This is a genomic window from Streptomyces netropsis (assembly GCF_014203545.1).
Classification (GTDB): Bacteria; Actinomycetota; Actinomycetes; order Streptomycetales; family Streptomycetaceae; genus Streptomyces; species Streptomyces netropsis.
In genome coordinates, this window is record NZ_JACHJG010000002.1 from 1 (window position 1) to 23,309 (window position 23,309).

Sequence of the window (23,309 nt, forward strand, 5' to 3'; positions counted from 1 at the left end):
CCGGCTCCCGCCACCCCGGCCGGGGGTACGGGTGGCAGCGCAGACCGTGGCATCGTCACCGACGCGAACGGCCGGTTCGGCGCAGACGCCCTCGCGGCCATGTTCGCCGCCACCCGCACCACCCCACCCACCCCCGGCGGCAACGGCCAGGCCCCGGCCAGCGGCGCGGCGGATGAGAGCAACGTGATCCGCGCGAAGTTCGGCGCGGTCATCGAGCAGACCGGCGGACCCGCCGACCGTCCCGACCCCGTCCCGCAACTCCTGCGCGACGCACACGACGCCGTCCTGGCCGCCGGCGGACGGATGCACACCGCTGATCTCGCTGACCGCCTCGGCCTGGAGGCCACCGCCCTCGGCACCGAACTCGGGCGCCTCCTGCGCGCCGTCGGAGTCGAACGGCCCGGCAAGGGCACCGTCCGCGCCGGAGCTGGCAGCGAGCCGAAACCCGGTTACCTCGCCGAGACCCTCGCCGAAGCCATCACCCAGTACCGCAACGGACAGTAGCCATCAGCCGTGTGGGGGAGACCCCCACACGAGCCCACCACGGCGCCTCCCACAGCCTGTGGGCCACCACACGGCCGTGGGGAGGCACTGACCTGCATGTGAGGGCGTGGGGGTCCCACACAGGAACCCGCCCCAAAGCCCTCTGTAGCCGCCCCCGGGCCGAACCCGGCCGTCTTCCCCGGGCCTGTGGGACCCCCACACGCCCCACCACCGAATCTCACGCCCAGTGACCGTGAGTCGTCGTCCTCCTGCGCTCCGGACGCCTCCACTTCGGGCCCGGTCTCGCCGCCCTGTTGCTCGGGTTCTGCCTCGCCTCCACCGGCGCTGCCCCGACGGTCAACCGCTTCCTGCTCGCCTGCGCGTCCGCGCTCAGCAAGCTCGGCGCCTGAACCCCGCACCACCCAACCGAGGGAGACCCGCATGCGCCACGAACCCCCGCCCGACGGGCGGTTAGGGCCGATGGCCCCGCACATCCCCACCGACGTCTTCCGCCAGGCACAAGCCGACGGACGCCCGATCGTCATCGTCCAGACCGCCGACCCTGCCCGCCCGGCGCGGTCCCACCTCGGCCCGGTCCTGATCGGCCTGGCCGTCGCCTTCGCCGCCATGGGCATGGTCGCCGCTGCCCTGGCCCTCTTCGAGTTCGCGGTGCGAACCGCCGCGGTCATCGGCTCCCTCTCCGGACCGATCACGCTCGGCCTCGGCCTCAAGCTCTTCAACCCCAAGTCCAAGTAAGCGCCTCGAACGGAGAACTGACGTGAGCACCGACTTGGAAGAAGTCGTCACCGTAGAGCTGGACTGCGGGCACTGGTCCGCGCCCTACTCCCGCGAGATCACCCTCCGCCAGCTCGGAGACCTGCTCCTGATCCTCGACGGCATGGCGGAGGAGACCGCCATCGCACAGGAGGGCGCCGCGTGATCCGCCGTACGCTCGCCCGTCACCGTCTCGCGGTCCGCTGCTGGTCCGGCTGGGTCTCCACCAGCCGTAGCGGCCGATCCATCGGCCCGCGCCCGATCCTGGCCCTGCACCGGCTGCCCGACCCGCACTGCGCCAACTGCGGCGGCAAGGGCCAAGTGCTGAGCGGCACCCCCTACTCGGATGAGCCGGACTTCGACGACTGCGACTGCGCCCCGTTCCTGCCTCTCGCCAAGGTCTGGCTCCCGAAGACACCGGGCTGGGCGCGACCGCTCCTCCACGCGCGCCGCATGCGGCGCTCCGTCTACTCCGACGAACCGCCGTTCTAACCCCGATCCCCGAGAGGAAAGCCGTGTTCGAGATCCGCGTCATCTGCACCGAACCCGACGCCCCCGAGATCGCCAAGGCTCTGAACGCCGCCTTCACCACCAGCACCGTGCGCCAGCGCACCCGCGACGGACGACGGGTTCGCCTGTACGTCACCGCCGACCACCGACCCGACACCACGCCGTCCACCGCGGAAGAGCCGTACGCCGACGCGCCGCCCATCGTGGCGGAGATGGCCGATGTCCTGACCCTGGCCTTGCGCCTCCACCAGGGCGACCGGTACCGCCCGGCCTCCGATGGATACGCCCCGGTCATCGACCGCGAATACAGGCTCCGGAAGGCGGTGCTGCTCGACCGGGTCGCGCTGAGTGAGGGCGAGCCGTGGGCCCCGGAGGTAGGAGCCGACGCCGAGTGGGTTGCCGAGGAAGCGGCGGTGACATTCACCTCCGCTGACCACCTCGACGGCTTCGGCGCAGGCCCCATGCCCCCTGAGGTCGCCTACCAGCAGGGCGCATACCGGGAGTACGTCCGCCAGGAATACGCCGCTTGGCGCCGCCACGGACACGACCGTCTGTGGCACTGCACCTGCGACGAGGTCACCGAGGGCCCGTGCCCGGCGCACCCCAAGCCGGACTTCTAGCTGTGCCCGGGGCGGCCGCCCTCTCGCCAAAGACGTGCGACCGCCCCGGTCCCTACCCCCCGTTCCCGAAGGAACAGGAGAACCCCAGCATGACCCAACACGCCCTCTTACGGCGATCCCGCCCGCGAGTTCTGGACGCCTGTTGCGGTGCCGGCGGCGCCGCGGTCGGCTATCACCGGGCCGGATTCGATGTTCTCGGTGTCGACATCGCCCCGCAGCCGAACTACCCCTTCCCCTTCGTGCAGGCCGACGCGGTGGAGTTCGTACGCGAGCACGGCGCGGACTTCGACTTCATCCACTCCTCGTGGCCCTGCCAGCACCACAGCACGTTGACCAAGGGCACGAACAAGGGCCGGGAGTACCCGGACCTCATCCCCGCCGGCCGGGCCGCGATGGAGTCCACCGGGCGGCCGTGGGCGATCGAGAACGTCATGCCCGCACCGATCCGCCGCGACGTCGTCCTGTGCGGCGAGATGTTCGGGCTCGGTGTCACCCGGCACCGCAAGTTCGAGACGTCCGGCTGGTCGTTCACCCCGCCGGTTCATCTCCCGCACCGGGGCCGTACCCGCGGCTACCGGCACGGCCGGTACTACGACGGCCCGTACTACCCCGTCTACGGAGACGGCGGCGGCAAGGGCACCGTCCCGGAATGGCAGGCCGCGATGGGCATCGACTGGACGGACGTCCGCAAGGAGATCGCCGAAGCGATCCCCCCGGCCTATACCCACTGGATCGCCACCCAGTACCTCTCCCACGAGAAGAGGGCCGCCGCATGAACACCAGCACCTTCGACTCCCCGTGGCTGGGTGCCCTGCACGCCGCCGCGAACGGCTGGCCCGTCTTCCCGCTCCGCCCCGGCAGCAAGCGACCCGCCCTGCACGGCGAGAGCCGGTGCCCGCGGACCGGCGCCTGCGCGGACGGCCACGCCAAGTGGGAGGACCGCGCCACCACCGACCCCGAACAGATCCGCCGGTGCTGGGAAACCGGCCCGTTCAACGCAGGGATCGCCACCGGCCCCGCCGGACTCGTCGTCGTCGACCTGGACGTACCCAAGAACGACAAGGGCATGAAGGACATGCCGTGCGGCATGACGACCTTCACGGCGCTCTGCGAGCGCGCCGGACAGCCCGTCCCCACCACCCACACCGTGCGGACCCCCTCCGGCGGGTCGCACCTGTACTTCCGCTCCCCGGAGGGGGCCCGGCTCGGCAACACCGCGGGCACGCTCGGTGCCCTCATCGACACCCGGGCATGGGGCGGATACGTCGTCGCCTCCGGCAGCATCACCCCGCAGGGCGCGTACGAGATCGACGACCCCGCCCCCGTCGGACCGCTCCCCGCATGGCTGGCCTCCCTCCTCAACCCCGCCCGCACACCGCAGACCCCGCCCACGGTCCACGTTCCGCGCAACGTGCCCGCCTACGTCGCAGCCGCGCTGCGCAACGAAGCAGCGGCCGTTGCAGGGGCATGGGAGGGCACCCGGAACCTGACCCTCGTACGGGCCGCCCGCGCCTTGGGGAGGTTCGTCGCCTCCGGAGACCTCGACCGCGGCACGGTCCAAGACGCTCTTAAGGAGGCGGGGGAGGCGGCCGGGCTGTCCGAGCGCGACTGCACGCCGGCCATCGCCAACGCCCTGGACTGGTCCATCACCCACAACCCCGGGCCGACCGCATGACCGCCCCCGCCCGTCCCCCCCTTAAGAGCCCCACACCCCCCACCGACCACCCCAGCCCCGCCAAACAGAGTTCGGCCCCCGACGGGAGTGGGGCGCCGAAGGTCGCCGCCCGACAGGGCGCCCTTTCAGCTCTTCGCCCTGACCCGCTGACGGTCACGGTGACTGGCATCCGACCGGGCTTACACGTCCGCGACATGCTCGAACGCGTGCCCATCGCGGACTGGCTCTGTGCTTGCGGACATCACGAACGCGCCCGTGGCCGTGCCGCAGTCGCTGATCTGGCCGCCCGCGCCCGAGTAGGCGACTGTCCCCACCGCCTCGCGACCACCACCGCACCCCATCGGAGGGCCGCCGCGTGACCACACCCGACAAGCCCGGCGCACCCGACATCGACGGGGCCGCGCTGCTCGATGAGATCGAGAAGTTCCACCGCCGCTTCAACGTCTTCCCTCTCGAAGCGGCCTACGTCGCCGTAGTCCTGTGGGACGCGCACGCACACCTGCTGGACTGCTTCGACTCCACCCCCCCGGCTCGCCTTCCTCTCCCCGGAACCGGGCAGCGGCAAGAGCCGGGCCCTGGAGATCGTCGAAACCCTCGTCCCCTACCCCATGGTGGCCGTCAACGCCTCCGCCGCCGCCCTGTTCCGGGCCGTGTCCCGCACGGACGGACGCCCCACGATCCTCTTCGACGAGATCGACACCGTCTTCGGCCCCAAGGCCGGGGACAACGAAGAACTACGTGGCTTCCTCAACGCCGGCCACCGCCGCTCCGGCGTCACCTACCGGTGCGTCGGCGACGGCTCCAACCAGACAGTCCAGGCATTCCCCTCCTACTGTGCTGTCGCCATGGCCGGACTGGGGTCCTTGCCGGACACGATCCTGACCCGCTCCGTGATCATCCGCATGCGCCGCCGGGCCCGGAACGAGAAGGTTGAACCGTTCCGCCAGCGGATCCACGAGAAGCAAGGCCACGCCCTACGCGACCGACTCGCCCGCTGGGCAGACGCCGCCCGCCCGTTCGTCGAGGACACGTGGCCGACCATGCCGGAGGGCGTCACCGACCGGCCCGCCGACGTATGGGAGCCACTGCTCGCCGTCGCCGACGCCGCGGGTGGCGCATGGCCTGTACGGGCCCGCGCCGCGTGCCTCGAACTGGTCACCGCAGCATCCGAGGACGACAAAGCCTCCCTCGGAATCCGGCTGCTCACCGATCTCCGCGACGTCGTCTTCTGCGGCGCTGACCGGATGCCGACGGCCGTCATCCTCGAATGCCTCAACGGCATGGACGACGCCCCGTGGGGCGACTACAACGGCAAACCGCTGACCTCCCGGGGCCTGTCCCGAATGCTCAGCCTCTATGTCACCGAGGCCAACAAACCGATCAAGCCGCGCCCGATCCGCACAGCAGCCGGCGTCCCCCGGGGCTACTACGCCGAGGACCTCACCGACGCGTGGGCCCGGTACTGCCCACCACCCCCTGAGAAGTCCGCTACATCCGCTACACCCGCTACACCCCAGGTCACGCACGGTGCAGATGTAGCGGATGAGCTTCCCGGCATCCGCTACATCCCTGCCGAAGCCGCTACCGCCGCCCGCACCGCGTAGCACTCCCTATCCACTACACCCCACGCATCCGCTACACAAACAGGCCCCTGACCTGCTCTGTAGCGGATGTAGCGGATGTAGCGGACTTGGGAGAAGAGTGCCTGGCCCCCAACCCCAGCGTAACGAGGGAGAGATACAGCCACATGGACACGGCCCCTGCCGCCTCCACGATTCCCTGCCGCCTTCACTGCGTCGAAGCCGCCGCCTTGCTCCTCGGGGTGAAGCGGTCCACCGCCTACGAGGAAATCCGCCTCGGGCGACTCCGCACTGTTCGTATCGGCCGGCGTCGACTTGTACCGACCGAGTACATCGACGAGTACGTCGCACTCCTCAAGAACGAGGCTGAAGCGGCTGTCTGACCGGATAACTCGCAGCACCGCGGGGCCACACGCTAGGTGTGGCCCCGCTCCTCATGGAAAGGCATCGCATGACCGAGGTTCCTGAGCGGACCCGTAGAGCCGGCAACGGGGAAGACTCGATCTATTGGGACAAGTCCAAGAACCGCTATGTGGGCGCTATATCGCTCGGCTACACCGCGGCTGGTAAACGTAGCCGCGCCAAGGTCTCCGGCAAGACCAAGACGGAAGTGCGCCGCAAGCTCAAGGACCTCAAAAAGGATCTGGAAGCGGACGTTAAGCCCTCCGCCAACTACACCGTCGAGCAGGCGGTAGAGGCATGGTTCACCAACGGGCTGAAGGGACGGGAAGAGCGCAGTATCAAGACCTATCGGAGTCTCTCGCGCAACCACCTCATACCGGATCTGGGCAAAGCCAAGTTACGTGGACTGGAGGTGGAGGACCTGGACGAGTGGCTGGAAGCCCAGGCCGAGGTTCTCGCCGACCAGTCGCTGAAAATGCTGCTCTCGATCCTGCGCCGCTCGATCCGCCATGCCCAGCGCAGAAAGAAGGTGCTCCGAAACGTTGCCGAACTTGTCGAACTACCCAAGGGACGGCCAGGGCGTCCGAGTAAGTCGCTGAGCCTGGAACAGGCGGAGGCAGTCCTTCGCGCCAGGGAAGGGACCTGGATCCACGCCTACGTTGTCCTGGCGCTCCTCGTCGGCGTGCGGACGGAAGAGGAGAGGCCTCTGATGTGGAGGCACGTGCACTTCGCCGGACTGGACGGAGTACCGCCGCACGTCGATGTGTGGCGCTCCGTCCGCCGGCACGGTGACACAAAGACGAGGAAGAGCCGCCGGTCACTCCGCATGCCGCACCGGGCCGCCTCTGTGATGAAGGCGTACAAGCGGCAGCAGATGCAAGAACACGAAGGGCCCTGGAGCGAGGAAAGCCTGGTCTTCCCGAACGAGACCGGCGAGCAGCGCGACGCCATCAACGTCCTTCGGCACTTCAGGGAACTGCTGACGGACGCGGGGTTCGAGAAGCCGAATGACTGGACCACGCGGGAGCTACGGACAAGCCTGGTATCCATCCTGTCGGACCACGGCACCCCGATCGAGGCCATCGCCCGCGTCGTGGGACACAGTGGCAGCAGCACTACAGAGCGGGTCTATCGCAAGCAGCTACGTCCGGTGATCACAGAGGGTGCAGAGGTGATGGACGAGATCTTCGGAGGGGCTGAGGACGCTGCGGGCGCTCCGTAGCGCCAGTACCTCTGTGGCTCCCCGTTTGGCTCCCTGCGCTCCGGCACGATGCTGCGTCCAGCCCTGTGACGTGCGCTGATGGCTAGGCGGGGGAGCCCCGCTCTTCTACGTGCTGTTTAATTGCGAGGAATTCGCAATAGCGGTTGATCTTGAGTACGTGAGAGTGCGTGAGTAGAGGTATGGGCATGACGGCCCGGTCCATTCGGGGAGTGGCCGCCACGGCCATGGCAGCGGTACTGACGGCCGGCGCGGCGGCCTGCTCGACGCCCGGCGGTGGCGACGGCGGAAGTGACGGTGCCAAGGGAGGCAAGGACTCCCTGGTCGTCGGCCTCGCCAACGAACCCGAGACGCTCAGCCCCCTCCTCGGCTACGGCAAGGACGGCAATTCCAAGATCTTCGACGGGCTGCTCCGCCGGGATGCCGCCATGAAGCTCCAGCCGGCTCTCGCCGCCGAGCTGCCGAAGATCACCGACGACGGGCGTACGTACACGTACAAGCTCCGCACGGGCGTGAAGTTCAGCGACGGCAAGCCCTTCTCCGCCAAGGACGTCGTCTTCACCTACCGGACCATTCTCGACGAGAAGACCAACAACGCCGCCAAGGGCGAACTCGACGCCATCGACCGCGTCACCGCCGACGGCGACGACACCGTCGTCTTCACGCTCAAATACCCCTACGCGCCCTTCGCCGAGCGCACCGTCCTGCCCATCGCGCCCGAGCACGCGGCCAAGGGCCAGGACGTCAACTCCGGCTCCTTCAACACCCGGCCGATCGGCACCGGCCCCTACGTCCTCACCGGCTGGAGCAAGGGCGAGAAGCTGAGCTTCAAGGCCAACCCCGGCTACTGGGGCGGTGAGCCGAAGATCAAGAAGCTCACCATGGCGATCATCAAGGACGACGACATCCGCGCCACCCGGCTGCGGACCGGCGACCTCGACGGCGCGATCCTGCCGCCCAACCTCGTCAAGGGCTTCAAGGGCGACAAGTCCAAGCGGACCGTCACCGCCCGCACCACCGACTTCCGCGGCGTCACCCTGCCCACCGCGAACAAGGTCACCGGCGACGTGGCCGTCCGCCGCGCCCTCGACCTCGCCGTCGACCGCGAGGCCATGGTCGACAAGCTCCTCGAAGGCGCGGGCAAGGCCGGCTACGGCCCGGTCCCCACCGACAGCGAGTGGTTCGCCAAGGGCACCGAGCGCCGGCACGACCTGGACAAGGCCAAGAAGCTGCTCGACGACGCGGGCTGGACCCCCGGCGACGAAGGCATCCGGGAGAAGGACGGGCAGCCCGCCAAGTTCACCCTCTGGTTCCCCGCCGGTGACAAGCTCCGCCAGGAGCACGCCCTCGCCTTCGCCTCGGACGCCAAGAAGGCCGGCATCAAGGCCGAGGTGCAGAGCGGCACCTGGGAGGTCATCGAGCCGCGCATGAAGAACGACGCGGTCCTCGCCGGCGGCGGCAACCCCGCCGACCCCGACTTCGACCTCTACAACCTGCTGCACTCCTCGCTCGCCCTCGACGGCTTCAACAACATGGCCGCCTACGACAACCCCGACGTCGACAAGGCCCTGGAGGACGGCCGTCGCAGCGGCGACAAGGGTGCCCGCAAGGCCGCGTACGACAAGGTCCAGCGCGACCTCGCCGCCGACCCCGGCTACGTCTTCCTCACCCACGTCGACCACCTCTACGTCATGAACGACGGCTGGCAGGGCCTCACCACCCAGGTCGAGCCGCACGACCACGGCCTCGGCGCGGGGCCCTGGTGGAACGTCGAGGACTGGCAGCCGAAGAAGTGACCTCCCGGCTTCCCTGGGGGCCGATGGCACGCATGGCGGGACGGCGGCTGCTGCTCGCCGTCCCCGTGCTCGCCGTCGTGACCTTCGGTGTCTTCGCGATCGCCGCCGCCTCGCCGTTCGACCCCGCCAAGGCGTACGCCGGATCGGCCGGTCTCGGCGCCGGCCAGGACGTCTTCGACCAGCTGCGCGAGAACCTCGGCGCCGACCGGCCGTTCGTCGCCCGCTGGTGGGACTGGGTCACCTCCGCCGTGACCGGTGACCTCGGCGACTCCAGCACCCTGCGCCAGCCCGTCGCCGACGTCATCGGCGAACGCATCGGCTGGTCCGTCCTGCTGTGCGCCGTCGCCTTCGCGCTGGCCGTCACCGTGGGCACGGCACTGGGCGTGCTCGCCGCGCGCCGCCGCGGCGGACTCCTGGACCGGATCGTGACGTCCCTTTCGTACACGCTGGAGGCGGCACCGCCGTTCTGGCTCGGACTGCTCGCGATCTGGTTCTTCGCCCTCAAGCTCGGCGCCCTCCCGGCCGGCGGTCTCACCGACACCGGCAGCGACGTCGCCACGGCCGGGCAGGTCGCCTCGCACGTCGTCCTGCCCGCCGTGGTGCTCGCCGTCTCCCAACTGCCCTGGTTCGTGCTGTACGTGCGCCAAGGCGTCGGCGACGCCCTGGAAGAGGACCCGGTGCGCGGGGCACGCGCGCGTGGGCTGCGCGAACGCACCGTCCTGCTCGGCCACGCACTGCGCTCGGGACTGCTGCCGGTCCTCACCCTCGTCGGCTCCCGCGTACCCGAGCTGATCACCGGTGCGCTGCTCGTCGAGACCGTCTTCAGCTGGCCCGGCATCGCCGCCGCGACCGTGCAGGCCGCCACGAGCGTCGACTTCCCGCTGCTGGCCGCCCTGACCGTGCTGGCCACGGCCGCGGTCCTGGTGGGCAACCTGCTGTCCGACCTGCTGTACGGACTGGCCGACCCGAGGGTGGGATTCGATGGCTGAGACGGGAAGCACGCCCGAGGGGGCGACGAAGCCGCCGCCGGACGCGGCGACCGGATCGGTACCCGAGGTGCCGACCGTCTGGCGTTCGCCCGGTGCCGGGACCCGGGCCCGGGGCGGGGCCGCCCGGCGCGGTACGCGCGCGCTGCGCACGCGTACCTCCGCCGTCCTCGTCGCCGTGGTCGTCCTCACCGTCCTCGCCGTACCCGCGCTGGTGCCGCTCGACGAGCAGGCCGTGGACCTGGGCTCGAAGCTCCTGCCACCGTCGTGGTCACACCCGTTCGGCACCGACGAGGTCGGCCGGGACCTGCTGCTGCGCTGCGTCTACGGGCTGCGGATCTCGCTGCTCGTCGGCGTCGTGGCCGGGCTCGCCGCGACCGTCGTCGGCACCGTGGTCGGCGCCCTCGCGGGTGCGCTCGGCGGCTGGGCCGACCGGGTCGTGATGCGCCTCGTCGACGTCTTCTCGTCCGTCCCGCACCTGCTGCTGGGCGTCTTCATCGTGGCGATGTTCCGGCCCGGCCTGTGGCCCGTGGTCGCGTCGGTGGCGCTCACCCACTGGCTGTCCACGGCCCGGATCGTACGGGCCGAGGTGCTGTCGCTGCGCTCCCGCCCGTACATCGACGCGGCGATCTCCGGCGGCTCCTCCCGCCTGCGGATCACCGTCCGGCATCTGCTGCCCGGGGTCCTGCCCCAGGCCGGACTCGCGGCGGTGCTGATGATCCCGCACGCCATCTGGCACGAGTCCGCGCTGTCCTTCCTCGGCCTGGGCCTGCCCACCCACGAGGCCAGCCTCGGCAACATGGTCCAGGCCGCACGCGGCTCCCTGCTCGCGGGCGACTGGTGGCCGACCCTGTTCCCGGGACTGTTCATCATCATCCCCACCCTCGCGATAGCGGGCCTGGCCGGCGCCTGGCGCGAACGGCTCAACCCGCGCCGCCGATCGGAGCTGATGCTGTGACGACGTCATCCCGTCCGGCGTGCGAGGACACGCGGCGAGAGGGCGGGGCGGGCGCTCCCCTTCCCGCCGCGGACGACCCCGTACTGGACGTCAGCGGTCTGTCCGTACGGTTCCGCATGCGGGGAGGCCGGCAGATCGCCGCCGTCACCGACGCGTCGTTCCGGCTCCGGCGGGGCGAGTGCCTCGCGCTCGTCGGCGAGAGCGGCTGCGGCAAGTCCGTCCTCGCGTCCGCGCTGCTCGGGCTGCTGCCCGCGAACGCGCAGACCGCGGGCCGGGCCGTCGTCGGCGGCCTCGACCTCCTCGCGGCCGACGAGCGGACGCTCGCCCGCACGGTCCGGGGCCGCCGCGTCGGCCTCGTACCGCAGAGCCCCTCCGCGCACCTCACCCCCGTGCGCACCGTGCGCTCGCAACTCCAGGAGACCGTCCGGGAGCTGACCGGCGCCCGCGGGAGCGGGCTGCGGGCCCGGGCCGAGGCCGCCGCCGAGCGGGCGGCGTTCCCCGCCGACCACCTCGACCGCTACCCCCACCAGCTCTCCGGCGGCCTCGCCCAGCGCGCCGCCACCGCGCTCGCCCTCGTCGGCGACGCCCCCTTGCTGCTCGCCGACGAACCGACCACCGGCCTCGACCGCGATCTCGTCGACCGCACGGTCGACGAGCTGCGCCGCCACGCGGACGCGGGCCACGCGCTGCTGATGATCACCCACGACCTCGCGGCGGCCGAACGGATCGCCGACCGCGTCGCCGTGATGTACGCGGGCCGCATCGTCGAACTCACCGACGCACCCGCCTTCTTCGGCGAGCCCGGCCCCCGCCACCCCTACGCCCGCGGCCTGCTCGACGCCCTGCCCGAGCGCGCCTTCACCCCCATCCCCGGCATGCCCCCGGAACTCGGCGCGCTGCCCACGGGCTGCGCCTTCGCCGCCCGCTGCGGGCACGCGACGACGACCTGCGAGACCGTCCCCGCGTTGCGGAACGGCACGGCCTGCCACCACCCGCAGGAGCCGACGCGTGCTTGAACTCCACCGCATCACCGCCGGGTACGACCGGCGCGCACCCGTGGTCCGGGACGTCTCGCTGACCGTCGAGCCGGGGGAGGCCGTGGGGCTGCTCGGCCCCAGCGGCTGCGGCAAGTCCACCCTGGCTCGGGTCGCCTCCCTGGTGCACCGGCCCGACTCCGGCACGTATCTCATCGACGGCGAGAGTGTCCGGGCCTGGCGGCACCGGGCCCCGCGCGAGCAGCGCACCGCCTTCGGCGTGGTGTTCCAGCAGCCGCGCCAAGCCGCCGATCCGCGGCTGCGACTCACCGACCTGATCGCCGAGCCGCTGCGTGCGGCCGGGCGGCGGACGGGCGCCGAGGAGAGGGTGGTCGAGCTGGCCGGGCGGGTCGGACTCTCGGCGGAACTGCTCGGCCGCCGGCCGCACGAGGTCAGCGACGGCCAGCTGCAACGGGCCTGCCTGGCCAGGGCCCTCGTCCTGCGCCCGCGCTGGCTGATCTGCGACGAGATGACGGCGATGCTGGACGCCTCCACGACCGCCGCCCTGGTCGCCGCCGTCGAGGACTACCGCCGCGAGAGCGGCGCGGGCCTCCTCACCGTCGGCCACGACCGCACGCTGCTGAACCGCTGGTGCGACCGCACGGTCCACTGGACCGAGCTCACCCAGGCCGAAAACCCGAGCCCGCCGAAGAACAAGCCGTCCGGCGCCTGAGCTCGGCGTGGCGCCTGCTCACTTGAGGCGGCGCTCGGCAAGGCGGCGTGCGAGTCCTGGGACGGCGGTGCCCGCCACGAGAGCGGCGAGCGGTACGAGGACATCCAGCCAGGGATTCCGGAGTGGTTTGTAGGTGGCGGAGCCGTTCTTGATCTCGATGAAGCCGCAGGGCCGAGCGCTGGCTTTTCCGCCTCCTCCGCCGCCGTCGCTCGCCTTGGCAGCTCCGGCCTCGCTTCCCGTACCACCACCGAAGCCGAAGCCGACCTTGGCGACCGGGATGACGGTGACACCCGCCGCGGTGACGGGCTCGCCGTAGACGACCGTCACCGAGGCCCGGCTGCCGACCCCGTTGGCCAGACGCTCCATCATGGCGACGGAGGCGTGGGCGGCGGTCATGTTCGCCGACGGGATGGGCAGGGCTGTCTCGTCCGGGGCGGTCATCGGGTGCCTCCGAGGGCGTCGCGTAACGCGGTGCCGCCCGCAGCCCCGTCATCCGCAGGCGTGACGTCGCACAGCAGCCGTATGACAGAGGGCTCGGCCATGCCCGCCATTCTGCCGACCTCTGCCGGTGCGGGCAACGGCGTTGTGGACCGTCCCGGCCGCACCCTCCGCCACACGGACCCCCGTGCCGAACCCAGCGGTCAGCGATGCCGTACCAGAGGAAACGGCAGCGTCTCGCGAATCGACAAGCCCGTCAGGAACATCACCAGCCGGTCCACGCCGATCCCCAGCCCGCCCGTCGGCGGCATCGCGTACTCGAGGGCGCGCAGGAAGTCCTCGTCCACCTCCATCGCCTCGGGGTCGCCGCCCGCCGCCAGCAGCGACTGGGCGGTGAGGCGGCGGCGCTGCTCGACGGGATCGATCAGCTCCGAATACGCCGTGCCCAGTTCGGTGCCGAACGCCACCAGGTCCCAGCGCTCGGCGAGCCGCGGATCGTGGCGGTGCGGGCGGGTGAGCGGCGAGACATCGGTGGGGAAGTCCTTGTAGAAGACGGGCGTTCCGGTCCGCTCCTCGACGAGCCGCTCGTACATCTCCAGCACGATGTCCCCACGGGAGTGCTCCGGCTTGTGCGGTACGCCCGTCGCGTCACAGTGGCGGCGCAGTGCCTCGACCGGGGTGTCCGCGTCGACCTCCGCGCCGAGCGCCTCGGAGATCGCCCCGTAGACGGTCTTCACCGGCCACCGTCCCGAGATGTCGTGCTCGACGAGCTTGCCCTGGCCGTCCGCCCGCAACGCGACCGCCGAACCGTGGGCCGCGACGGCAGCGCCCTGGACCAGTTCGCGCGTCAGGTCCAGCATCACGTCGTAGTCGGCGCAGGCCTGATACGCCTCCAGCATCGTGAACTCGGGGTTGTGCTTGTACGAGACGCCCTCGTTGCGGAACGTCCGGCCCATCTCGAAGACCTTCTCCATGCCGCCCACACACAGCCGCTTCAGATACAGCTCGGGTGCGATCCGCAAGTACAGATCGAGGTCGTAGGCGTTGATGTGCGTGGTGAAGGGCCGGGCGTTCGCGCCGCCGTGGATCTGCTGGAGCATCGGCGTCTCGACCTCCAGATAGCCCCGGTCGAGCAATCCCTGGCGCAGCGCCTGCACGGCGGCGCTGCGCGCCCGTACGGTCCGCCGGGCCTCCGTCGACACCGCGAGGTCCACGTAGCGCATCCGCACCCGGGCCTCGGGGTCGCTCAGACCGTGGCGCTTGTCGGGCAACGGACGCAGGCACTTGGCGATCATCCGGGTACGGGTCACGAAGACGGTCAGCTCACCACGGTCGGTGGCACCGATCTCGCCCTCGGCCTCGATGTGGTCACCGAGGTCGATGTGGTCGGTGAAACGCCGCAGGCACTCCGGGCCGGAGCCGTCGCGGGTGAGGGTGAGCTGCAGGTCGCCGGACCAGTCGCGCAGCACGGCGAAGACGACCCCACCGTGGTTGCGGACCAGCAGGACCCGCCCGGCGACGGTCGCCCGCTCGCCCGTACGGGACGAGGGCGCGAGCCCGGCGTGCGCCGCACGGATCGCGGCGAGGGTGTGGGTGCGGTCGGCGTCGACCGGGTAGGGATCGACGCCGGCCGCGCGCAACCGGTCCAGCTTCGCCCGCCGTACCCGCACCTGCTCGGGCAGCCCGGCGAGTTCGTCCGCCGCACCGGGCTCACCGGCGCCGCTGCCGAAGCCGAGCTCGGTGAGCGAGGGCAGCCCGGCCGTGGTCGCCGGGCTGGAGACGCCGCGCGCCCGCCCCCGGCTCCACAGCTTGCCGAGGCTCGGCACCGCGACGAAGCCCTCCGCGATGCCCGCGGCCAGCCCGATCCGCGCGAGGGCGCCCGCGTCGGCGTAGCACAGGAACCGCGGATGCCACTCGGGGTTGTACTTGACGTTCGACCGGTAGAGCGCTTCCAGCTGCCACCACCGGGAGAAAAACAGCAGCAGCTTGCGCCACAGCCGCAACACCGGGCCGGCGCCGATGCGGGCGCCCTCCTCGAACGCCGAGCGGAAGACGGCGAAGTTCAGCGAGATGTGCTTGATGCCGAACCGCCCGGCCTGGGAGCACAGTTGGGCGACCATGAACTCCATGACGCCGTTGGGCGCGGCACGGTCGCGGCGCATCACGTCCAGCGAGACCCCGTCGCGTCCCCAGGGCACGAACGACAGCAGCGCGATCATCTTGCCCTCGCTGTCGAACGCCTCGATCAGTAGACAGTCGCCGTCGGCGGGGTCGCCGAGGCGCCCCAGCGCCATCGAGAAGCCCCGCTCGGTCTCGGTGTCGCGCCAGGCGTCCGCGCGATGGATGACCTCGCCCATCTCCTCGTCGGAGAGCTCGGCGTGCCGCCGGATGCGGGTGCTCGCGCCCGTCCGCTCCACCCGGTTGACGGCCTGGCGGGTCACCCGCATCTCGCGGCCGTCCAGGTCGAAGGCGGCGACCTGGAGGATGGCCTCGTCGCCCAGCTGCAGCGCACCCAACCCCGAACGCGCGTACGCCTTGGCGCCGGCCTCGCTCGCGCCCATGACGGCGGGCTGCCAGCCGTACCGCCCCGCGACCGCCAGCCAGGTTTCGATCGCCGGGGTCCAGGCCTCGGGGTCGCCCAGCGGGTCGCCGGAGGCCAGACAGACCCCGGCCTCGACCCGGTAGGTGACGGCGGCCTTCCCGCTGGGCGAGAAGACGACGGCCTTGTCCCGGCGGGTCGCGAAGTAGCCGAGGGAGTCCCGGCCGCCGTAGCGGCCGAGGAGCGCGCGGAGGCGCGGCTCCTCGTCGTCGTGCAGGGCCGCCTCCAGCCGCTGGGAGCGGAAGAGCGACATGGTGGCGTTGAGCAGTGCCAGCGCGCCGAGCAGGCCGAGGAGGAAGAAGAGCCAGTGCGGCGGGTGGCCGACGAAGTGCCGACCGCTGACCAGGCCGCCGCACACCTTGTTGACGACGAACAGCAGCCGGTTCCCACCGCCGGGCTCCAACGATCCGGGGAAGAGGGAGACGAGGCCCCAGCCCACCAGGACGGCGACGGCGAGACCCCCGACGAGCACCAGAAGGGCGTGCAGGAACGCACCGCGCCGTGAGGCCGCGTAGAACTCCCGCCGGGCCAGGACCAGCAGCGCCATCGCCGCCACGCACAGCACCAGGGAGGGGATCGCCTCCCAGTACCCCACGGCCAGCAACAGCACGTCCGCGAGCAGCAGCAGGGCCAGATAGCCGAGGACGAACCAGAGCGTGACCCGCTTGCGTGCCGCCATCGCTGCGGCGAGGAGCAGCAGGAAGACGGCGTAGGCGAGGTTCGGGGCGGTGGGAACGGTCAGGGTGTCCAGCGCGTCGGTCAGCGGGGCCGCCACCCGCCGCAGCGGCGAGATGAGGGAGGTGAGCGCGCAGAAGAGCCCGAGCAGACCGAAGAAGATCGCGAATCCGTTGGGCACCCGGTGCAACAGCCGCCGCCAGGCGGATTCCCGCTCGCCGCCCTCCCGTGCCTCCGGCGCCCCCTCCCTCACCGTGGCGGGCTCGGTGTCCGGGACTGTGCGGCTCATTCCGCCAGCCTAGGCACGCCACTGCCCCGACGCCTGTCGAACCACGGCCCGTCCGTCCCGTGGGCGCGGGTCCGAACGGTCACGCGAGGCCGACGAGGCCGGGACGGTCCGGTCCCGTCCCGACCGCTGAATCCGTACCTGTATGGAGTACACGCGCGGCACGGGCCGGGCCGGTGTGATGAGCGAGACTGGCGCATACTCACCGCTCAGCCGAGGAGGTAAGCCGTGGTCGTTTCGATCTCCGTGGTCCTGATGCTTCTGGTGCTGGCGGTGGTGTTCCTGCGCAGTGGAGCACTCCGCGTCTCGCACGCGCTGGTCTGTGTCCTGCTCGGCTTCGTGCTCGCGAGCACCAGTGTGGCGCCGACCATCGCCAACGGCATTTCGGCCACGGCTCAGCTGGTCAGCGGAGTGCGCCCCTGATCTGACGGGAGAACCCCGCCGGCTTCCTGAGACCCGTTGAGCGCTCGGCGGGCCTCGGGGCCCTGGAACGCCCGGCGATAGGCATGCGGGCTGGTGCCGATGAGCCGCTTGAAGCGATCACGAAACGCGGTGGGGGAGCCGAACCCGACCTGAGCGGCGATACGGTCGACCGAGTGCGCAGTGGTCTCCAACAGATACTGCGCCCGGCGGATCCGGGCCCGGTGCAGCCACTGGAGTGGTGTGGTGCCGGTCTGCTCGCGGAAACGCCGGTTCAGGGTACGGGTGCTCAGCCGGGCCCGCGCGGCGATGCCGTCGAGTGTGAGCTCGCGCCCCGCGTTCTCCTCCATCCAGCGCAGCAGCGGTTCGAGCGTCGCCCCGTCGGGGGCCGGGGGCTCGTGCACGATGAACTGTGCCTGTCCGCCGTCGCGTTCCAACGGCATCACCGAGAGGCGGGCGGCGTCGGCGGCGACGGCCGAGCCGTGATCGCGCCGGACGATGTGCAGACACAGATCGAGCCCGGCCGCCGCGCCGGCCGAGGTGAGCAACTGGCCGTTGTCGATGTAGAGCACGTCCGGGTCGACGTGGACATCGGGATACCGCCGCGCCAGCTCCCTGGTGCCGAGCCAGTGGGTGGTGGCACGGAGCCCGTCCAGAAGCCCCGTGGCGGCGAGGACGAACGCCCCCACGCAGATCGACGCGATCCGGGTGCCCTGGCCGGCCGCCGAGCGCAGGGCGTCCAGGATCTCGTCGGGAACGGGCGCGAGGGGGTCGGCGACACCGGGCACGACGATGGTGTCCGCCTCCGCCAGTGTCTCCAGGCCCCACGGTGCCCGCAGGGTGAAGGCGCCCGCGTCGACGTCTCCGCCGGCCGAGCAGACCCGCACCTGATAGGCGGCCCGACCGCCGGGCAGCCGAGCACGGGTGAAGACCTCGACCGGCGTCGCCAGGTCGAAGCCCACCACCCCGTCCAGGGCGAGAACAGCGACGGTGTGCATGGCGGGATCGTAGCCCGATGCCTGAATCCCGCCAACGCCTACGGTGAGAGCGAGGGGCCAGAAGGGGAGGGGTGGGGAGGGGCAGGCCCCCGGAACCTGCTTGGACGATGGCCACGGAACCCGCTGACGCGGGTTGGCGCCCGCTGGCGAGAATCCGTTGACCTATGGCAATACCGCCACTTCTGTGCGCGCCGGATGCCGCCTACCGTCGGAGCCGCACGCGGCCTGATCCGCCGTGACCGCCAGCCCCGCAGTCAGACTCACCGGCCGAAAGACACCTCCTTCCGTGACGAAGCTTCTCCTGAGCATTCATGTCCTCGCCGCGATCATCGCCATCGGCCCCGTGACGGTGGCGGCCAGTATGTTCCCCGCCGTCACCCGCCGGGCCTCGGCCTCGTCGGCCTCTTCCGGTGACCGGCATTCGGCATCGGTCCCGCAGTCCCTGCACCGGATCTGTCGCGTCTATGCCGTCGTGGGCGTCGTCGTCCCCGTCTTCGGGTTCGCGACGGCCAACAGCCTGCACGTCCTCGGCGACCCCTGGCTGATCGTCTCGATCGTCCTCACGCTGATCGCGGCCGTGATCCTGGCGGCACTCGTCCTCCCGGGACAGTCAGCAGCCCTGGCCGCGCTCGACAAGGGCTCCGACACCTCCGCCACCACCCGTCGGCTGGCCATGTACACCGGAGCGTTCAATCTGCTCTGGGCCGTGGTCACCGTTCTTATGATCGTCCGCCCTGGCTCGACGACAGGAGCCTGAACAGGGGCGTGACGCGAAGGGTGACCGCGGCCCGGAGCGGTGCCGGATCTATCCGTCAGCCGCCTACGCCCGTCCGATCTCGACGTCCTCCAGGACACCGAGCGCGTCCGGCACCAGGATCGCCGCCGAGTAGTAAGCGCTCACCAAATATGACGTGACCGCTTGCTCGTTGATGCCCATGAAGCGCACATTCAGGCTGGGCTGGTACTCGTCGGGGATGCCGGTCTGGTGCAGACCCACGACTCCCTGGTCTTCCTCACCGGTTCGCATCGCGAGGATCGAGCTGGTGCCGGTCTCGCTGATCGGGATCTTGTTGCACGGGAGGATCGGCACTCCACGCCAGGCGCGCACCGACGAGCCCAGGACCTCGAGGTTCTGTGGGTAGAGGCCACGGTTGCTGCACTCCCGGCCGAAGGCCGCGATGGTCCGTGGGTGAGCCAGCAGGTACTGGGTCTTGCGACGCCGTGACAGCAGTTCGTCGAGGTCGTCGGGGGTGGGTGGGCCGGTGCGGGTGTGGATGCGCTGCTTGAGGTCGGCGTTGTGGAGGAGGCCGAATTCGCGGTTGTTGACGAGTTCGTGTTCCTGGCGTTCGCGTAGTGCTTCGATGGTGAGGCGGAGCTGTTGTTCGACCTGGTTCATCGGTTCGTTGTAGAGGTCGGCGACGCGGGTGTGCACGCGCAACACCGTCTGGGCGACACTCAGTTCGTACTCGCGCGGGGACGGCTCGTAGTCGACGAAGGTGCCGGGAAGGGCCGGCTCGCCGACGTGTCCGGAGGCCACCGCGATGTCGGCCTCGCCGCGCTTGTTCTGCGGGGGTGTGGGCCGGGAGGCGAAGCCCGCGACATGGTCGCGCAGTGACTCGGAGCGGTCGGCCAGCTCCTGGAAGGCCTGGCGGGAGAGCGCGAGGACGGTGCAGCGTGTCACCGCCCGTACGGTGAAGTTCCAGACGCCGTCCGGCTCCAGGGGTACGTGCTCGCCGAAATAGTCGCCGTCGGCCAGCACACCGAGCACGGTGTCGTCCCCGTACTTGCCGACGCCCGTCTTGTTGAGCTTGCCATGGGCGATCAGGAAGACCTGGTCGGCGGGCTGGCCCGACTCGACCAGGGCGTCACCGGCCGCGTACTCCCGCTGGACGAACCCGCCCGCCAGCGCCTCCAGTACGGCACTGTCGTCGAAGCCCCGGAGCAGCGGCAGCTCACCCAGCTCCGGCGGGATGACCCGGACCTCCGAGCCGGTGGTGATGAACTCGACGCGGCCGTCCCCGATCTCGTAGGTCAGCCTTCGGTTGACCCGGTACGTACCCGCGGACACCTGCACCCAAGGCAGCACCCGCAGCAGCCACCGGGAGGAGATCCCCTGCATCTGGGGTACGGATTTGGTCGTCGTCGCGAGCTGGCGTGCCGCTGAGGTGTCGAGGCTCTGCTGTGAATCGCTCGCCCGCGCGGTCTGCCCTTGCTCCACTGACGTGGTCATTACTGGTCTTCACCCATCTGTATGCGATAGCTGACGCGATACCTGAAGCGACGTGGTGCGAATACGGCAAGGAGTGGCCTTGCCCGACCGGGTCTGTCAGTGCCCGACTTCGACGTTCTCGAGAATTCCGAGAGCGTCGGGAACGAGCACGGCGGCGGAGTAGTAGGCGCTCACCAGATAGGACATGATCGCTTGCTCGCTGATGCCCATGAAGCGCACGGAAAGGCTGGGCTGGTACTCGTCCTGGATTCCCGTCCGGTGGAGACCGACGACGCCCTGCGATTCCTCACCGGTGCGCATCAGCAGAATCGAGCTGACGCCGGTTTCGGTGACCGGGATCTTGTTGCAGGGGAAAATCGGCACACCGCGCCAGGCGGGGACGGCGTGGCCGCTCACATCGACGCTGTCCGGGTACACGCCTCGGCTGTTGAACTCGCGCCCGATCGCCGCGATGGCACGCGGGTGTGCCAGAAGGAAACCGGGGTCCTTCCAGACGGTCGCCAGCAGTTCGTCGAGGTCGTCGGGGGTGGGTGGGCCGGTGCGAGTGTGGATGCGCTGCTTGAGGTCGGCGTTGTGGAGGAGGCCGAATTCGCGGTTGTTGACGAGCTCGTGTTCCTGGCGTTCGCGTAGTGCTTCGATGGTGAGGCGGAGCTGTTGTTCGACCTGGTTCATCGGTTCGTTGTAGAGGTCGGCGACGCGGGTGTGCACGCGCAACACCGTCTGGGCGACGCTGAGGCCGAACTCGCGCGGGGTCAGTTCGTAGTCGGCGAAGACACCGGGAAGGGCCGGCTCACCGGCGTGTCCGGAGGCGATGTCGATGGCCGACTCGCCGTACTCGTTCTGCGGGCGCCCGGTGTCGGCGCGGAAGGCCTGGACATGGTCGCGCAGCCCCTGCGACTGCTCGAGGAGCTCCTCGAAATCCTGCCGCGGCAAGGTCAGCACCGTGCAGGCCGTCATCGCCCGTACGGTGAAATCCCAGTTGCCGCCCTCGGCCGCCGCGAGGGCTCGGTCGCCGAAATACTCGCCGCCGGCCAGCACGCCGAGCACGGCGGGATCGCCGTACTCCCCGGCGTGCACCTTGCTGACCTTGCCGTGGGCGATCAGGACGACCTGATCGGCGGGTCGGCCCGCTTCGACCAGCACGTCACCGGGCTGGAACTCGCGCTGCGTGAAGCGGCCGGCGAGGGCGTCGAGCACCGTGGCGTCGGTGAAGCCGCGCAAGAGCGGCAGCTCGCCCAGCTCCGCCGGGATCACGCGCACCTCCGCCCCGGTGGAGACGAATTCGACCCGGCCGTCGCCCAGCGTGTGCGTCAATCGCCGGTTGACCCGATACGTACCGCCGGACACCTGGACCCAGGACAGCATGCGCAGCAGCCACCGCGACGTAATGCCCTGCATCTGCGGTACGGATTTGGTCGTGGTCGCCAGATTCCGGGCGGCCGCGGTGCCGAGACTCAGTCGGCCGGATGAATTCTCGGTGTCGGAACCGGACTCCAATGACGTCGTCATACGGGAATGCCCACCCATTTCATTTATGGAACTGGCTGCTGCGGAACCGTCGATAAGCTCTCGTCGATGCTTCTTCGAGGTTAGCGGCGGGCCTCCGTGGGTGCAGTCACCCTAAAGGGTGGATTAATTGACGATGTTAACGTCGGATAAAAATGCCGATACCGTTCGGCACGGTTCGTTCGGCTCCGCCCGAAGGGTGGTTGCGCACGACGGCCTGCCGTTCGCCGGGAGTGCGGGTGACCAGGGTGCTCGACCCGCCGCCGTCCAGGTTCACGGCGTCCTCGGACCCGAGATCCCGCATGAGGTCGGCCAGTTCGGCAACGGTCAGGCCCGTGCGGTAGGAGGGTCCTCCGTCCAGTGCCAGAAGGTAGAGCCGCCGGCCCCCGTCGGCCAGCCCGGCCGAGGTCCGTACGGCTGAAGTCGCCGCGTCCAGGCCGCTCAGCGGGCGGCCGTCGCGCAGCACCGGGAAGCCGCCCAGCGCGAACCGCAACGCCCCGCGATGTGCGGACCGCAGGCGCTCGTTCACCTGAACCCGGTCGCCTACCCGCAGCTTGCGCAGCTCCCGGGCCCCTGCCTCACGCCCCACCAGCACCACCGTGTCGGACGCGATCTGGCCCCGCCCCGGCTCCTTGGCCACGGAGGCCACCCGGCCCCGGCGCACGGTCAGCTCGTAGGTCTCGGAGCTGCACGGCGCCGCCCGTTGCGTGTCGGTCCCGCAGGTGGCGCGCAGGCGCGAGACGGCTCCCCACGCGGGGGTGTACGCGCCGATGCCGCCGACGGGCAGGGCGTACTGATTGAGGCCGCGCAGCGCCAGCTTTCCGTCCGCGGTCCGCACGGCCCCCACCAGGGTGAGCCGGTCCAGCCGGGCCACCCCGTCCGTCCCGACGCCGATGACGTCCCTCGTGGTGACCCCTTGCGGCATCGCGGGCCCGAAGCGCTGACCGTTCGGCACGGCCGCGCTCAGTCGGTGCCCGCTCGCGATGGACGGGCCCACCGGCGCGCCCGTCGCCTCGACTCCCGGGTGCTGGGTCTCCGTGATGTTGTAGAAGTCCCCGTTGACGGCGCCGACCGCGCCTCGGGATTCGGCCAGGCGGGACACCGTCGCCCGTGCGGCGACCCGGCCCGGGTGCAACAGGTCCAACGACACCTGCGGATGGCGCAGATCGACGGTGAGCACATGCCCGAAGGCCGGCCCGTGCGAGCCCGAGAGTGAGAACTTCCGATAGGTGACCCCCGGCGCGACGCCGGCCTGACCGCCGAGCCGCAGGGTCGGCAGTGCTTCCGTTTCAGCCCAGGCGGTCCCTCCGCCACCTACCAATGAGACCCACGCCACCAACACCGTCAGTACCGCGCGCACGCGGTCAGTACGTCTTCTCACAGTCTCCCCAGAGGTCCCATCAACTCTGCCACGGCGCAAGGGAGTTCACCATGCCCCGAACGAACG

22 protein-coding genes and 1 pseudogene are annotated in these 23,309 nt (G+C 70.6%); 17 read left to right on the plus strand and 6 right to left on the minus strand.

From position 1 onward, the window contains the following. From FHS38_RS05035 to FHS38_RS05105, 15 genes and pseudogenes are all read left to right on the plus strand, one after another. Positions 1 to 504 (plus strand): hypothetical protein (locus FHS38_RS05035; RefSeq protein WP_221494659.1); only part of this gene is annotated, 504 nt, incomplete at its 5' end. 420 nt (positions 505 to 924) lie between these two features. Then, complete coding sequence (locus FHS38_RS05040) at positions 925 to 1,239, plus strand: hypothetical protein (RefSeq protein ID WP_184731206.1); 315 nt, start codon at positions 925 to 927, stop codon at positions 1,237 to 1,239. A 22-nt stretch (positions 1,240 to 1,261) separates the two neighbouring features. Beyond that, the gene (locus tag FHS38_RS05045) at positions 1,262 to 1,423 is read left to right on the plus strand and encodes a hypothetical protein (RefSeq protein WP_184731208.1); all 162 of its coding nucleotides are present in this window, start codon (positions 1,262 to 1,264) and stop codon (positions 1,421 to 1,423) included. Further along, the gene (locus FHS38_RS05050; RefSeq protein WP_184731210.1) at positions 1,420 to 1,749 is read left to right on the plus strand and encodes a hypothetical protein; all 330 of its coding nucleotides are present in this window, start codon (positions 1,420 to 1,422) and stop codon (positions 1,747 to 1,749) included. Before FHS38_RS05045 ends, FHS38_RS05050 begins: the two co-directional genes overlap by 4 nt. A 23-nt stretch (positions 1,750 to 1,772) precedes the next feature. After that, on the plus strand, positions 1,773 to 2,387 hold the full coding sequence (locus FHS38_RS05055) for a hypothetical protein (RefSeq protein WP_184731212.1): 615 nt from the start codon (positions 1,773 to 1,775) through the stop codon (positions 2,385 to 2,387). Positions 2,388 to 2,476: 89 nt separating this feature from the next. After that, positions 2,477 to 3,163: a DNA cytosine methyltransferase gene (locus FHS38_RS05060; RefSeq protein ID WP_184731214.1), complete on the plus strand. Its 687-nt coding sequence runs from the start codon at positions 2,477 to 2,479 to the stop codon at positions 3,161 to 3,163. Continuing rightward, positions 3,160 to 4,062, plus strand: coding sequence for a bifunctional DNA primase/polymerase (locus FHS38_RS05065; RefSeq protein ID WP_184731216.1), 903 nt, complete (start codon positions 3,160 to 3,162; stop codon positions 4,060 to 4,062). Before FHS38_RS05060 ends, FHS38_RS05065 begins: the two co-directional genes overlap by 4 nt. A gap of 355 nt (positions 4,063 to 4,417) precedes the next feature. Then, a pseudogene (locus FHS38_RS05070) lies at positions 4,418 to 5,666 on the plus strand (DUF3631 domain-containing protein). A 143-nt stretch (positions 5,667 to 5,809) separates the two neighbouring features. After that, entirely contained in the window at positions 5,810 to 6,025 is a 216-nt protein-coding gene (locus FHS38_RS05075) for a helix-turn-helix domain-containing protein (protein WP_184731218.1), read from the plus strand. 68 nt (positions 6,026 to 6,093) lie between these two features. Beyond that, positions 6,094 to 7,266, plus strand: a complete 1,173-nt coding sequence (locus tag FHS38_RS05080) for a site-specific integrase (RefSeq protein ID WP_184731220.1) — start codon at positions 6,094 to 6,096, stop codon at positions 7,264 to 7,266. A 185-nt stretch (positions 7,267 to 7,451) separates the two neighbouring features. Next, positions 7,452 to 9,059 (plus strand): ABC transporter substrate-binding protein, encoded by a 1,608-nt coding sequence (locus tag FHS38_RS05085; protein ID WP_184731222.1) that lies wholly within the window; start codon positions 7,452 to 7,454, stop codon positions 9,057 to 9,059. A gap of 23 nt (positions 9,060 to 9,082) precedes the next feature. Beyond that, a complete protein-coding gene (locus FHS38_RS05090) occupies positions 9,083 to 10,048 on the plus strand; it encodes an ABC transporter permease (RefSeq protein WP_184731224.1) in 966 nt (321 codons plus the stop codon). Then, complete coding sequence (locus FHS38_RS05095) at positions 10,041 to 11,003, plus strand: ABC transporter permease (RefSeq protein ID WP_184731225.1); 963 nt, start codon at positions 10,041 to 10,043, stop codon at positions 11,001 to 11,003. The genes FHS38_RS05090 and FHS38_RS05095 overlap by 8 nt, the downstream gene beginning before the upstream one ends. A gap of 116 nt (positions 11,004 to 11,119) precedes the next feature. Next, positions 11,120 to 12,019, plus strand: a complete 900-nt coding sequence (locus FHS38_RS05100; RefSeq protein WP_184732169.1) for an ABC transporter ATP-binding protein — start codon at positions 11,120 to 11,122, stop codon at positions 12,017 to 12,019. Then, positions 12,012 to 12,710, plus strand: a complete 699-nt coding sequence (locus tag FHS38_RS05105; RefSeq protein ID WP_184731227.1) for an ABC transporter ATP-binding protein — start codon at positions 12,012 to 12,014, stop codon at positions 12,708 to 12,710. Before FHS38_RS05100 ends, FHS38_RS05105 begins: the two co-directional genes overlap by 8 nt. Before the next feature lie 18 nt (positions 12,711 to 12,728). Here FHS38_RS05105 and FHS38_RS05110 read toward each other — a convergent pair whose 3' ends face one another. Together FHS38_RS05110 and lysX are read right to left on the minus strand one after the other, a co-directional pair. Beyond that, positions 12,729 to 13,151 (minus strand): spore germination protein GerW family protein, encoded by a 423-nt coding sequence (locus FHS38_RS05110; RefSeq protein WP_184731229.1) that lies wholly within the window; start codon positions 13,149 to 13,151, stop codon positions 12,729 to 12,731. Positions 13,152 to 13,351: 200 nt separating this feature from the next. Beyond that, a complete protein-coding gene (lysX, locus tag FHS38_RS05115; protein ID WP_184731231.1) occupies positions 13,352 to 16,711 on the minus strand; it encodes a bifunctional lysylphosphatidylglycerol synthetase/lysine--tRNA ligase LysX in 3,360 nt (1,119 codons plus the stop codon). A gap of 225 nt (positions 16,712 to 16,936) precedes the next feature. On the opposite strand from lysX, the gene FHS38_RS05120 reads away from it, so the two are divergent. After that, positions 16,937 to 17,131 carry a hypothetical protein gene (locus FHS38_RS05120; protein ID WP_130881150.1) on the plus strand — a complete coding sequence of 65 codons (195 nt, stop codon included), beginning with the start codon at positions 16,937 to 16,939 and terminating at the stop codon, positions 17,129 to 17,131. On the opposite strand, the gene FHS38_RS05125 is transcribed toward FHS38_RS05120, so the two are convergent. Then, positions 17,104 to 18,126, minus strand: a complete 1,023-nt coding sequence (locus FHS38_RS05125; RefSeq protein WP_184731233.1) for a GlxA family transcriptional regulator — start codon at positions 18,124 to 18,126, stop codon at positions 17,104 to 17,106. The genes FHS38_RS05120 and FHS38_RS05125 overlap by 28 nt on opposite strands. A gap of 286 nt (positions 18,127 to 18,412) precedes the next feature. Here FHS38_RS05125 and FHS38_RS05130 point away from each other — a divergent pair, with 286 nt between their 5' ends. After that, positions 18,413 to 18,883: a DUF2269 family protein gene (locus tag FHS38_RS05130; RefSeq protein WP_184731235.1), complete on the plus strand. Its 471-nt coding sequence runs from the start codon at positions 18,413 to 18,415 to the stop codon at positions 18,881 to 18,883. Between the two features lie 63 nt (positions 18,884 to 18,946). On the opposite strand, the gene FHS38_RS05135 is transcribed toward FHS38_RS05130, so the two are convergent. From FHS38_RS05135 to FHS38_RS05145, 3 genes are all read right to left on the minus strand, one after another. Beyond that, entirely contained in the window at positions 18,947 to 20,356 is a 1,410-nt protein-coding gene (locus tag FHS38_RS05135) for a family 2B encapsulin nanocompartment shell protein (RefSeq protein WP_184731237.1), read from the minus strand. Positions 20,357 to 20,452: 96 nt separating this feature from the next. Next, positions 20,453 to 21,865, minus strand: a complete 1,413-nt coding sequence (locus FHS38_RS05140; protein WP_184731239.1) for a family 2B encapsulin nanocompartment shell protein — start codon at positions 21,863 to 21,865, stop codon at positions 20,453 to 20,455. Between the two features lie 136 nt (positions 21,866 to 22,001). Further along, positions 22,002 to 23,222, minus strand: coding sequence for a phosphodiester glycosidase family protein (locus FHS38_RS05145; protein ID WP_184731241.1), 1,221 nt, complete (start codon positions 23,220 to 23,222; stop codon positions 22,002 to 22,004). Between the last annotated feature and the right edge of the window lie 87 nt (positions 23,223 to 23,309).

What these genes read in the sequence shown, in the direction of transcription:
- FHS38_RS05040 (WP_184731206.1), top strand. Translation starts at nt 925, where the DNA reads ATGCGCCACGAACCCCCGCCCGACGGGCGGTTAGGGCCGATGGCCCCG.
- FHS38_RS05060 (WP_184731214.1), top strand. Translation starts at nt 2,477, where the DNA reads ATGACCCAACACGCCCTCTTACGGCGATCCCGCCCGCGAGTTCTGGAC.
- FHS38_RS05065 (WP_184731216.1), top strand. Translation starts at nt 3,160, where the DNA reads ATGAACACCAGCACCTTCGACTCCCCGTGGCTGGGTGCCCTGCACGCC.
- FHS38_RS05075 (WP_184731218.1), top strand. Translation starts at nt 5,810, where the DNA reads ATGGACACGGCCCCTGCCGCCTCCACGATTCCCTGCCGCCTTCACTGC.
- FHS38_RS05080 (WP_184731220.1), top strand. Translation starts at nt 6,094, where the DNA reads ATGACCGAGGTTCCTGAGCGGACCCGTAGAGCCGGCAACGGGGAAGAC.
- FHS38_RS05085 (WP_184731222.1), top strand. Translation starts at nt 7,452, where the DNA reads ATGACGGCCCGGTCCATTCGGGGAGTGGCCGCCACGGCCATGGCAGCG.
- FHS38_RS05090 (WP_184731224.1), top strand. Translation starts at nt 9,083, where the DNA reads ATGGCACGCATGGCGGGACGGCGGCTGCTGCTCGCCGTCCCCGTGCTC.
- FHS38_RS05095 (WP_184731225.1), top strand. Translation starts at nt 10,041, where the DNA reads ATGGCTGAGACGGGAAGCACGCCCGAGGGGGCGACGAAGCCGCCGCCG.
- FHS38_RS05100 (WP_184732169.1), top strand. Translation starts at nt 11,120, where the DNA reads ATGCGGGGAGGCCGGCAGATCGCCGCCGTCACCGACGCGTCGTTCCGG.
- FHS38_RS05110 (WP_184731229.1), bottom strand. Translation starts at nt 13,151, where the DNA reads ATGACCGCCCCGGACGAGACAGCCCTGCCCATCCCGTCGGCGAACATG.
- lysX (WP_184731231.1), bottom strand. Translation starts at nt 16,711, where the DNA reads ATGAGCCGCACAGTCCCGGACACCGAGCCCGCCACGGTGAGGGAGGGG.
- FHS38_RS05125 (WP_184731233.1), bottom strand. Translation starts at nt 18,126, where the DNA reads ATGCACACCGTCGCTGTTCTCGCCCTGGACGGGGTGGTGGGCTTCGAC.
- FHS38_RS05135 (WP_184731237.1), bottom strand. Translation starts at nt 20,356, where the DNA reads ATGACCACGTCAGTGGAGCAAGGGCAGACCGCGCGGGCGAGCGATTCA.
- FHS38_RS05140 (WP_184731239.1), bottom strand. Translation starts at nt 21,865, where the DNA reads ATGACGACGTCATTGGAGTCCGGTTCCGACACCGAGAATTCATCCGGC.